Genomic DNA, 10,881 nt, shown 5'->3' on the forward strand with positions numbered 1-10,881 from the left:
GACTGCTCTCTGGACTGTACGGCTTAACAATTTGATATACCGGAAAATACAATGCAAAAAGTAAGATGGGGTATTATAGGTTGTGGTGATGTAACGGAAGTAAAGAGTGGCCCGGCTTTTTATAAATTGGAGAATGCTGAATTAGTTGCCGTCATGCGGCGCAATGCAGATTTGGCTAAAGATTTTGCCGAACGGCACAATATCAGAAAATGGTATTCAGACGCCGAGTCTTTGATTAATGATCCGGAAATTGATGCCGTTTATATTGCGACCCCGCCCTCGACCCATAAAGAATATACTATTTTGGCAGCACAGGCCGGAAAAAGTGTTTATGTTGAAAAACCGATGGCATTAACATTCGAAGAATGCAACGAAATGATTGCCATCTGCCGATTTCAAAAAGTTTCGCTGTTTGTCGCTTATTATCGCAGGGCGTTACCCCGATTTATCAAAATAAAAGAATTAATTGATTCCGGCGCAATTGGTATACCACGAATTGTCAACTGCATGTTATTCAGAGAAATGGCTTCACTCTATCAAGACCCTGATAATTTGCCGTGGTTTGTGAAACCAGAAATATCGGGTGGAGGCTTATTTGTTGATTTAGCTTGCCATACGCTCGATATATTGGATTTTCTGCTGGGTAAAATTATTTCAGTGAAAGGACATGCTAATTCACAGGCAAAAGCCTATCCTGCCGAAGATTGTGTTTCCATGTCATTTATGTTCGAGAATCATATTCAAGGTGTAGGTATTTGGAATTTTGCCGCCGGTTCCCGCGAGGATAAAGTCGAAATTATCGGTACAAAAGGAAAAATCATTTTTGCCACATTTGGTCATTCTCCCATTTCCTACTACGACGAAAATAACCAACTGCATCAATATCCTTTCGAAAATCCGAAACATATTCAAATGCCACTTATTCAAACCGTGATTAATGACCTACAGGGCAATGGCTGTTGTCCATCCAACGGGGAATCAGCCGCCCGTACCAGTTGGGTGATTGATGAAGTTTTAAAAGAGTATCGGGCGGCTGCAAATACGATTTCCCAATAATATTACAGCCAGCATTAGCTGGCTGATTCAGCTATTTGAAGTGAGGAAGATATTATGTTTAGATCACAGCGTAATCGCCATCGTTCTGTTCACTTCTTGATATCCTTCCCTTGCATAAAAGCGTATGGCATCCACATTCTTGGATAATACACTCAATTCAAGGTGCGAATAATGTTTTTCCTGCGCCCACGTTTTCATGCCACCCAATAACTTCTGCCCAACTCCAAGACTTCTGGCATCCTGACTGACGACCAAATCGAAAATATGACCATAAGTTCTCGGAACCAAGCAATTAAAAGGCGGTGTTTTTTGCTCCTGCGCAATAGCAAAACCTTTAATACCACCCTTTTCATCCTCTGCAACCAGTAGATGAAATGTATCATTATTGACACTGGAAGCAATAAAATCCCTGTCTTGTTCAACCGCTTGTAATCTATCAGGTTGTAACAAAGCCATTTCACGAAATAATAGACGATAGAGAGATAAAATAGCCTCGATATCCTGCGTGGAAGCCGTTCTTATTAGCATGAATTTCTCCTGACGTTATTTTAACCGACTGTTGTAACCGATGATGACAAGATAGCCTAATAAACATACAAAGGATACAGGCATACCGTGGATAATAATAGTGTTGAGTTATCTCTGTTTCACTGCGAAGATGGCTGCCTTTAATAACACGTTGTAACTGAGGTCTTCTGTAAAATGTCTCTTTCCAAGCATCGGGTCGCTTCTTTCCCACTGCTTCCTGTGATTTTGTTGTTACTGTCAATGACATCCATTCAAGCCGGGGCTTCGCTGGCTAAAACGCTATTTCCTGTCATTGGCGCGCCTGGTGTTACCGCCCTGAGACTGACATTAGGAACGATTATTCTATTTCTGATTTTTAAACCGTGGCGCCTGAAATTTCAGCGTGCTTCACTGATGCCACTTTTTGCTTACGGTATTTCACTGGGAGCCATGAACTACCTGTTTTATATGTCTTTATCCCGAATTCCCCTTGGCATTGCCGTTGCACTTGAATTTACCGGACCTTTAGCCGTAGCCATGTTTTCTTCCCGACGCCCGTTGGATTTTCTCTGGATTGCGTTGGTCATTGTCGGTTTAGGCTTCCTGCTGCCACTCGGAGATAGCGTCAATACACTCGATCCTATCGGTATTCTATATGCGCTGGGGGCAGGCGTTTTTTGGGCGCTGTATATTATCTTTGGACAACGAGCCGGCGCCGGCTATGGTGCCGCAACCGTGTCTATCGGTTCACTGATTGCTGCCTTTATTTTCTTCCCCATCGGATTGATACAGACTGGCCCTGAATTACTGTTTAATGCTTCACTGCTGCCTATTGCTCTGGGCATTGCCATCTTATCGACGGCATTTCCCTACACCTTGGAAATGATTGCGCTTACCCGTCTGCCGGCAAAAACATTCGGGACATTAATGAGCCTTGAACCTGCACTGGGGGCATTATCAGGTATCATCTTCCTTAATGAGCATCTGACAATGACCCAATGGGTTGCCCTTTTCTGCATTATTTGTGCTTCCATCGGCTCCACCTTGACTATTAAACGAAAGACTAAAATAGAAAAAGTAGAATAATTATTTCATACTTGTCGTATTTCAAAGTGCATTTATTATCTCCCCGCAACGCGGGGAGATAATAAGCAGATTTCGTCTTAAGTAAAGCCGGAGAAAGATCTTTATTCTCCGGTTTTTTATTTTCATAAATTATCAATATGTTACTGACGGATATAATGACTATCAATTCGATAGAGGTAAGCAATGTGACTTATAGCAGATGATCAGCTAAATTTATTCTATCTAATGAAATCATTCATTAATCAGAATTAAGGAAGCACTATTATGAATACAGCAAAATTAATCAAAACCCAACCTTCCGGCCTGATTTATACCCGAAACAATATTGATGAAGGTATTAAACAGAGAACGATTACTGCCCTAAATCATAGGGTCGTTCAATTTATCGACCTCTCCATGCTGACTAAACAAGCCCACTGGAATATACGCGGCCGAAATTTCATTGCCATTCACGAAATGCTGGATGATTTTCGCAACTCCATCATGGAACATCTTGATATATTTGCAGAACGTGCAGTCCAATTAGGTGGAACCGCATTGGGGACGGTTCAAGAAGTGCATAAACGCACCATACTGAAAAGCTATCCAACGGATATTCACAATGTCCAGGATCATCTAAAGGCATTGGCAGATCGCTATGCTGTCGTTGCCAATGATATCCGTCAGGCCATTGTTGATGCCGAAGATGAAGATACGGCGGATATGTTTACGGCTGCATCTCGTGATCTTGACAAATTTTTATGGTTTATCGAAGCAAATATTGAGCAATAAAATAAAAAAATTTATTTTTCATTAAGTTAAGGCCACATTTGTGGCCTTTTTTACCTCGATTCTCATTGCTGATAGAGAAAAACATTAAAAAATGGAAGCTATCACCTTAAAAATCACACTAACCTTTAAAAAGATCGACTTTCTCTCTATAATCCCTGTTTGACTCAAAAATAAACATGAGGATTGTATAAAATGGATATCGAAGTTAAAGACTCTAACGGTGCGTTGCTGAATGACGGCGACTCCGTTCAGGTTATCAAAGACTTGAAAGTCAAGGGAACGTCAAAAACCCTGAAACGCGGCACCCTGATCAAAAACATCCGCCTGACTCATCGCGAAGATGAAATTGAGTGTAACGCGGATAAAATCAAAGGGTTAGTTCTGAAAACCTGCTTCCTGAAAAAAATAGGATAAATAACAGTTACAGACCTATTTTTGACTAAAGGATAAATAATATTAACTCTTATATTATTTATCCTTTTTTATTAATCGCATTAAAAATCAAATAGCATGAAATCATATTGAATCAGCTAAATCACTATTACCACTGCTGATTACACCGGATCTAAAAAATAGAAATATCACTAAAAAAATCAAACCACTAAATAGAATATTTATAAAAAAACCCGAAAAACGCCAAATAGATTGGAATTTCAACAAAGGGGATTTATTATAATTGTGTCTTTATCCTGATAAAGATTAAAGATATTGAAAATATTAGAATTTATATAAAGGTGACAAGATGAAAATTTTACTGACTTTATGTACCGCCGTTTTGCTATTAGCATCATGGAATACCTTTGCAGCACAAACAAAACAAGATTCCAGCAAATCTGATGTATGTATGGAACAAGCACGGACCATATGTGCTAAACACAAAAAACACCGTAAAAAATATGATTTTTGCATGAAAGAGGTATATAGCAATTGTATGCATCAATTGATGAAATAAATTTCACATTGATATAAAGGTGACAAGATGAAAATTTTACTGACTTTATGCCCAGCTATTTTGCTATTAGCATCATGGAATACCTTTGCGAATGATAAATCTTATCAATGTTCAGTTATCGCACACGTTTCATGCATTAAATATATAGAACACACTGGAAGATATTCATACTGTGTTGATAAAGAATATAAAAAATGTATGCGACAATAGATATCAAATCACTTCAATTTTATTTAATAAAAAAGACTTCAAGAGGCTATAAATTCAAGCTCAATGTTTAATTCGAAACGTATACCCGTCGTTACTGAGGTATTAAACACTTTCTATGACGGCGGGTATAGCTCGACTGACAGTTTCCCAACCATTTCTCTATTGAGATTTATCCACGAACATCTATTTATAAAGTTCTAAATAATTAACTCTTTAGAATGTTAAAGAATACCATATTAGATTAAAACCATAACATTAGTTAAGACTAATATCGAATTGACTATCAGGATAATATACAACATAACTTAAACATATAAATAAAATTAACTCATAAAATCACTAAGAGTGATAGAGTGATTCTGGTTTTAGGAGAAAAAATGAATTTACTTATCGCTGATATATTAGAATATAAAGGCAAGATAAAACAATTTGCCTCAGGAAATAAAACCCTTATATTGTTTTTGTTTTTTTATTTATCCCAGCCCAAGTCGGTGGGATTTTCAACGGATTGATACATTTATCACAATATGTCATCACCCCAAATAATACAATAACTTCCTTTTATTTTTCATCAATATCTCTGTTGATATATGTTATTTTTTATTCGATACAAAAACAGTTATTACCATTAAAATATTCAAACGGTTTTATCTTATCATTAGTCGATAAAAAAACCTTCTTTATATGCCGAATTATCTTTATGGTTTATAGTGCTGTGCCCATCTCCATTTTCTTTTTTATCGGATTATTATCCGATAGTGGCAGGACATTATCAGAAATAACCTCGGTGTTATTTCTGATCACATCCTTTTCCGTGATTGGGTTTTCCTTATCAGAGTTAAAATTATCTCACATCTTAACCTTGTCATTTTTGTTTATCTTTCTGTCTATATTTAGGTACAACCTGCTATATAACTTAGCTTATACCATTGTTATCTTAAGCGCTTCTTTTTGGCTGTTTATTCAAGGGAAAAAAGATAAAAAAAACCATCGAAGAAATAATATTATTTCATTCAATAGGTTTTTATCTCTTTATTTTATATATTTATTTGATTTTATATCAACTAACAAAACATTTATTTCAAATATCATCGCATCAATAGCCTTTTTATATTTCATAGCTTATATAGCTTGTCAACAAGCGCCTGAAAACATCAATTATATCATAGCAATCTATTTTGGTGTCATACTCTATATTTCAATGATATTGTTCTATAGTTTAATTCATGACAATAAAAACCACCTTTGCTATCTAATCAATTTTGCATCACCAAAAAAACTCTTGATCCTTAATTATTGTCTCTGTTTTTCTTTTTTTACTTTTCTTTGTGGCGTATTTAATCTCTTTGTAACTCATTCATTTCATATGGTTTTATTTCTTTATTATTGTGTCATCTCTATCTTTACGGCTTTAATCAACCTATCAAAAACACAATACACAAAATTACTGACACTATGTTTCATAGTGCTATTTTCTTGTTTAGGAGGTTATATTTATGCTTGATATCATTGGGCTAGAAACGACAGTGGGCAATAGAAAAATATTTTCAAATGTTAATTGTCAATTTAATATTGGCATAAATCGTATTGTCGGCATCAATGGCTCAGGGAAGACCACGTTCCTTTCTTGTCTCTCTGGCATGAAAAAGATAAATAAAGGTAAAATCAATTTCGTCACAGGTGATAAAAATCATTCATTCAATTTACAAAAACAGGGTTTTTATCTGTCAGATCACATAGAGTTTTATGATTTTCTTACTGGGCTTGATATCATCAACTTAACCAAACATTATAAAAATATCAGTCATAACCATCAATTGGAAGAGTATTTAACCGGTTTTGGTATCTCGCATTACTTAAATACAGAATTTGGTCATATGTCTTTGGGGACTAAAAAGAAATTTCTGCTGACATCGGCGTTACTGTCTGATGTTGATGTTTATATTTTTGATGAACCCACCAATGGCCTTGATGTAAAATCAACCACTTTTTTAAAGACATTGATCAAACCCCTTGCTGACAAAAAAATTTTTGTTCTAAGCGCTCATGATGAGAACTTTTTGCAAGGGTTAATGACCCATGATTATAAAATAGATAAAAATCAAATCATTAAATTTTAACTTTGATGCAACACAATGGGATAAATAACCCACTCTTGCGTTATTTATCCTGTTTCAGGATTGCCAATTCCTGTTCTGAGGGGATATTTGGCCGTTCGATGGGAAATACAGGCAAAGATTTCAATAAACGCGGGCCATAACGTTTGGTCAATAATCGATTGTCATAAATCACCACATCACCATAACAGTTATGGCTGCGAATTAATCGTCCCACTTGTTGGATCAAATTAAAAGACGCGCTGGGTAAGCTCTGGATTTCAAATGGGTAACGTTTCAACGATTTCAGCCATTCACTTTCAGTCATAATCACCGGATTGGTGACCGGAGGAAATGCGATTTTATGGATATGGACTTGTGAAAGATAATCACCTTTCAGATCCAATCCTTCGGCAAATGACTGCAATCCAACCAGAACGCTGGCTTGCCCTTCATCAATACGCTTGCAATGGGTTTCTACCAATCGATAGCGAGGCTGATCACCTTGTACCAATAACATCAACCGCAAGTCTGTAACGAAAGTGAGGAAGCCTTCCATTGCTCGCAGGCTGCTAAAAAGTACCAACATTCCCCGATGCTTCCCTGCCATGACCTGAGAACGGAAATAGCGCGCCATCTCCTCAAGGTGCTGCATTTCATTATGAATGGTCGGTTCCTGTGTCATTTGGGGAATCACCAGACGCCCTTGTCGTACATGTTCAAAAGGTGATGACAGGGTAACAAACCGATCATCATGATTTTCGTGTAACCCGGTCAGTTCCTGAATACGGGAAAAACTATTCAGTGAACGCAAGGTGGCGGATGTCACGACAACATGGGGAACAGCGCGCCATAATAGCTGGGTTAATTGTTCACTGACCCGAATTCCCGCACAATGAAAATAAAGGTGTGACCGGTTTTTTTCATAGCGCCGCGTTAACCATTTTGATATCGGCGCATGGGACGACTCTTCTTGTGCTGCCAGACGCCACAGTTTTGCCATATTTTCAAAATAGCCCAATGTCCGGCTGGTTTGCAAAATGGCGCGATGTAAGCGGACAATATCTTGTTTGGCCGTCTGATCACTTAAATCATTTAAAATTGCCTCTGCCAAACCACGCAATCCATCCGTGAGTTTAAATAATTGCTGACAACACAGCAGTAAACTCTCCGGCAATTTTCCCAATTCAAATAGAAATTCTTCCGCTTCACCGCGCTCAGGCAATAGCGCCTGTGTTATCTCCGCTACTTCCTTAAAATATTCACGGATTGTTGCACAATGCGTTTGTAGCCGAGGGATATTGGCCAAAGCAGGCGGTTTTGTCGGCCGAAATTGTGTCAGGTATTGCTCGACATGACGGACAAATGTGTCTAGCTGCCCATTAAGCTGGAATAAGGTAATTTCTCCTTCAACTTCCAGCGCATCCCTTGCCACCTCCGGGATATGATGCCCTTCATCCAGCACTAACAGCAGATTTTTTGCTTCCGGTAAAACCGATTCACTTGCCAGCGCCGCCATGACTAAAGCGTGATTGGCAACGATAACATCGGCCTCTTCAATTTCCCTGCGGGCAAGAAAAAAGGGGCAACGGTAGTAAAACTGGCAGTTTCGCGCCAGACAGTTCATTTTGTCCGTACTGATTTTTGCCCACAGCGAATCCGCCAGTGCCAGTTTATGGTGGTCACGTAAGCCATCCCACGCAAACGTCGTATAATCACTGCGCAATCGGCGACACAGTTCCCGCTCTTCACTATTGGCTAATTCAGCCTGATCTTCAACCAGAAACATCAGGTCAATCTGCTCTCCCTCTGCGGCACAAATGGCTTCCAGATTGCGCGGACAGACATAACGCGCCCGACCAAAAGCGCCCGTGAATTTCAGGTCAGGAATAATTTTACGCAGTAAAGGCAAATCCTTGCTATAGATTTGATCTTGCAGGGCAACGTTGGCGGTACTGACCACTAAGGGTTTCTGCTCTGCCCGGCTAACGGCAATCCCCGGAATCAGGTAAGACAACGTTTTTCCCACTCCCGTCGGGGCTTCGATCACCAAATGCCGCCCCTCTTCATCCGCCAATGTTTTTGCAACCTCTGCGATCATTTGACGTTGGGGCGCGCGTGGAATGAAGCCCTCAATATGGGTAGATAATGATTTGTACCACTGACTAATCTGATTTTTTATTGAACTGGAAAGTGCCATAAGTTTTGCTGCTTAAAAATGGGTTATCGCTTGTCTGCCGTGTAGAAGCCGATATACTTTTGACCTTCTATCTTTCGGCTTTTTATGGCTATTGTCACGCTTTATTAAAACCTTATCGGATACAGAGATGAAAAAAATCCTGCTTATTATCATCATATTATTTTCTATCGGCTCAGTTGGAGGGATCTTTCTGGCGGGAATGAATATATATACCCGCTCAACCACCCCCGCCGAAGAACCCCAACAGACTCAGCAGGAAAATACTTCAGTCGGGCAACAATAATACCTTGGCTTGGATCGTAACACCAAATGAGGAAGCGCATGAAAAATGAATATTTTGTCAGCCCACAATGGTTAAACGAGCATCTCTTTGATGAGAATGTTGTTGTCGTTGATGCCAGTGCCCCAATGCCCACCCAATCCATTGATTATCACCAACTCTGGTTAGAAAAACATATTCCGGGCGCGCAGTTTTTTGATCTTGATAAAGTCGCCAATCTGCAAACCAACCTGCCGCACATGCTGCCAGAGCCAGAAACATTCCGCCAAGCGGTGAGTGACATGGGCATAAGTGAAAATCATTTAGTGGTGATTTACGATCAGGGAAATATGTTTTCCGCCCCGCGGGCCTGGTGGACGTTCAACATCTTTGGTGCCCGTCATATCCGTATTCTTGAGGGGGGCTTACAAGGCTGGCAACAAGCTGGTTATCCCACCGAATCGGGAAAAGTTGCCCGTACCCCCGACGTTTTCAATGTTCAGTTTACGCCTGAAAAAGTCTGTTCTCAGGCGCAGATCCTAGCTGCACTGCATAATCATGCCCCTGTACAGTTTATTGATGCCCGAGCCGAAGACCGTTTTCAGGCCAAAGTGCCGGAACCCCGACCCGGCTTGAGAATGGGGCATCTACCCGGCGCTAAAAATGTGCCGTGGACGGCATTGATTGATCATGGGCGTTATAAATCAGCAGAAGAAATAGCGGCAATATTCCGTCAACAAGGCGTTAATTTAGACCAGCCGATGATTACCAGTTGTGGCTCTGGCATGACCGCCGCCGTTTTAGCGTTGGGTCTCGATATGATAGGTCACACAGAAGTAAAATTATACGATGGTTCTTGGGCTGAATGGGGAGCCGATGATTCATTGCCGTTAGAAAAATAACAATTAGCAAAACAGCTCATTGGAAATAATGAACAATAACAAAGGGCAGCAAAATAGCATGCCCTTTTTTTGTTATTCATCATATGGAGTCCGATCCTTAAAACAAATAGGTAAAGCGATTGATATATAAAGCTATTGGTTAGCAATTTTATGGTAGGCAAACAGGACAATGATTGCGCCAATCACGGCAATAACGAAACTGCCTAAATTAAAGCCATCCACTTTTCCCATGCCAAGGAATGTACTGATGTACCCACCCACAACGGCACCCACGATGCCTAAAATCACGGTCATAATGATGCCACTACTGTTATTTCCCGGCATAATCCATTTAGCAAGAATTCCAGCAATCAGGCCAAAGATAATCCATGACAGGATACCCATATGTAACCTCCAGAATTGTTTAGATTATTGGTTTAGGAATTTCATTATGTTTTTACGTCCTAAGTTAAGACACTAATGGAAAAAATTGCAAATTGTAATCAACAACCTTGGAGTGTTATTTAATTTATTACATCTAAATTCCTGATATCTGAAATGATATTTTGGTTAAAAAATTCAAATGCATTATTACCTAATGTTATATTTTGCGGAAAATTTAGATCAGGATATAAATGTCGTAATTCACCATATAACCACTCATTTACACTAAAACGAGAAAATTCGGCTCGTCTCCACGCATCTGCCATCCTCTCCATTGTATTAAGACTAAATTCTGATATGTTTGCTATGCTATAATTCACGAGATATCGCATACCATTAACATTACTAATAACAAACCTATTTAGATCACGAGTAGTTAATATGTTAGTACTTATAAAATGCAAATATAATCTTTCAAA

12 protein-coding genes are annotated in these 10,881 nt (G+C 39.2%); 8 read left to right on the forward strand and 4 right to left on the reverse strand.

The features are described from left to right. The first annotated feature begins 51 nt into the window (after positions 1–51). The gene (locus tag PSI15_RS12710; RefSeq protein ID WP_045969772.1) at positions 52–1,056 is read left to right on the forward strand and encodes a Gfo/Idh/MocA family protein; all 1,005 of its coding nucleotides are present in this window, start codon (positions 52–54) and stop codon (positions 1,054–1,056) included. A 63-nt stretch (positions 1,057–1,119) separates the two neighbouring features. Here the strand turns inward: PSI15_RS12710 and PSI15_RS12715 are convergent, their stop codons facing one another. Continuing rightward, positions 1,120–1,584 (reverse strand): GNAT family N-acetyltransferase, encoded by a 465-nt coding sequence (locus PSI15_RS12715; RefSeq protein ID WP_273583847.1) that lies wholly within the window; start codon positions 1,582–1,584, stop codon positions 1,120–1,122. Positions 1,585–1,758: 174 nt separating this feature from the next. Here PSI15_RS12715 and rhtA point away from each other — a divergent pair, with 174 nt between their 5' ends. From rhtA to PSI15_RS12740, 5 genes are all read left to right on the forward strand, one after another. Further along, positions 1,759–2,649, forward strand: a complete 891-nt coding sequence (rhtA, locus tag PSI15_RS12720; protein WP_273583848.1) for a threonine/homoserine exporter RhtA — start codon at positions 1,759–1,761, stop codon at positions 2,647–2,649. 264 nt (positions 2,650–2,913) lie between these two features. Then, a complete protein-coding gene (dps, locus tag PSI15_RS12725) occupies positions 2,914–3,420 on the forward strand; it encodes a DNA starvation/stationary phase protection protein Dps (protein ID WP_045969766.1) in 507 nt (168 codons plus the stop codon). A gap of 192 nt (positions 3,421–3,612) precedes the next feature. Next, positions 3,613–3,834 carry an alkylphosphonate utilization protein gene (locus PSI15_RS12730; RefSeq protein ID WP_045969765.1) on the forward strand — a complete coding sequence of 74 codons (222 nt, stop codon included), beginning with the start codon at positions 3,613–3,615 and terminating at the stop codon, positions 3,832–3,834. 328 nt (positions 3,835–4,162) lie between these two features. Beyond that, complete coding sequence (locus tag PSI15_RS12735; protein WP_273583849.1) at positions 4,163–4,372, forward strand: hypothetical protein; 210 nt, start codon at positions 4,163–4,165, stop codon at positions 4,370–4,372. A 1,706-nt stretch (positions 4,373–6,078) separates the two neighbouring features. Next, on the forward strand, positions 6,079–6,702 hold the full coding sequence (locus tag PSI15_RS12740) for an ATP-binding cassette domain-containing protein (RefSeq protein ID WP_273583850.1): 624 nt from the start codon (positions 6,079–6,081) through the stop codon (positions 6,700–6,702). A gap of 40 nt (positions 6,703–6,742) precedes the next feature. On the opposite strand, the gene dinG is transcribed toward PSI15_RS12740, so the two are convergent. Continuing rightward, positions 6,743–8,878, reverse strand: coding sequence for an ATP-dependent DNA helicase DinG (gene dinG, locus PSI15_RS12745; protein WP_273583851.1), 2,136 nt, complete (start codon positions 8,876–8,878; stop codon positions 6,743–6,745). A 127-nt stretch (positions 8,879–9,005) separates the two neighbouring features. Between dinG and PSI15_RS12750 the strand changes: the two genes are divergently transcribed. Together PSI15_RS12750 and sseA are read left to right on the forward strand one after the other, a co-directional pair. Further along, positions 9,006–9,161, forward strand: coding sequence for a hypothetical protein (locus PSI15_RS12750; protein ID WP_167541625.1), 156 nt, complete (start codon positions 9,006–9,008; stop codon positions 9,159–9,161). A 38-nt stretch (positions 9,162–9,199) separates the two neighbouring features. After that, entirely contained in the window at positions 9,200–10,039 is an 840-nt protein-coding gene (sseA, locus tag PSI15_RS12755) for a 3-mercaptopyruvate sulfurtransferase (RefSeq protein ID WP_273583852.1), read from the forward strand. A gap of 132 nt (positions 10,040–10,171) precedes the next feature. Here sseA and PSI15_RS12760 read toward each other — a convergent pair whose 3' ends face one another. Next, entirely contained in the window at positions 10,172–10,423 is a 252-nt protein-coding gene (locus PSI15_RS12760) for a GlsB/YeaQ/YmgE family stress response membrane protein (protein ID WP_045969754.1), read from the reverse strand. Between the two features lie 119 nt (positions 10,424–10,542). Then, the coding region (locus PSI15_RS12765) for a hypothetical protein (RefSeq protein ID WP_273583853.1) at positions 10,543–10,881 on the reverse strand (339 nt) is incomplete at its 5' end.

This window comes from Xenorhabdus sp. PR6a, assembly GCF_028599065.1.
Lineage (GTDB): Bacteria > Pseudomonadota > Gammaproteobacteria > Enterobacterales > Enterobacteriaceae > Xenorhabdus > Xenorhabdus doucetiae.

What these genes read in the sequence shown, in the direction of transcription:
- PSI15_RS12750 (WP_167541625.1), top strand. Translation starts at nt 9,006, where the DNA reads ATGAAAAAAATCCTGCTTATTATCATCATATTATTTTCTATCGGCTCA.
- dinG (WP_273583851.1), bottom strand. Translation starts at nt 8,878, where the DNA reads ATGGCACTTTCCAGTTCAATAAAAAATCAGATTAGTCAGTGGTACAAA.
- PSI15_RS12735 (WP_273583849.1), top strand. Translation starts at nt 4,163, where the DNA reads ATGAAAATTTTACTGACTTTATGTACCGCCGTTTTGCTATTAGCATCA.
- dps (WP_045969766.1), top strand. Translation starts at nt 2,914, where the DNA reads ATGAATACAGCAAAATTAATCAAAACCCAACCTTCCGGCCTGATTTAT.
- PSI15_RS12740 (WP_273583850.1), top strand. Translation starts at nt 6,079, where the DNA reads ATGCTTGATATCATTGGGCTAGAAACGACAGTGGGCAATAGAAAAATA.
- PSI15_RS12715 (WP_273583847.1), bottom strand. Translation starts at nt 1,584, where the DNA reads ATGCTAATAAGAACGGCTTCCACGCAGGATATCGAGGCTATTTTATCT.
- PSI15_RS12730 (WP_045969765.1), top strand. Translation starts at nt 3,613, where the DNA reads ATGGATATCGAAGTTAAAGACTCTAACGGTGCGTTGCTGAATGACGGC.
- sseA (WP_273583852.1), top strand. Translation starts at nt 9,200, where the DNA reads ATGAAAAATGAATATTTTGTCAGCCCACAATGGTTAAACGAGCATCTC.
- PSI15_RS12710 (WP_045969772.1), top strand. Translation starts at nt 52, where the DNA reads ATGCAAAAAGTAAGATGGGGTATTATAGGTTGTGGTGATGTAACGGAA.
- PSI15_RS12760 (WP_045969754.1), bottom strand. Translation starts at nt 10,423, where the DNA reads ATGGGTATCCTGTCATGGATTATCTTTGGCCTGATTGCTGGAATTCTT.
- rhtA (WP_273583848.1), top strand. Translation starts at nt 1,759, where the DNA reads ATGTCTCTTTCCAAGCATCGGGTCGCTTCTTTCCCACTGCTTCCTGTG.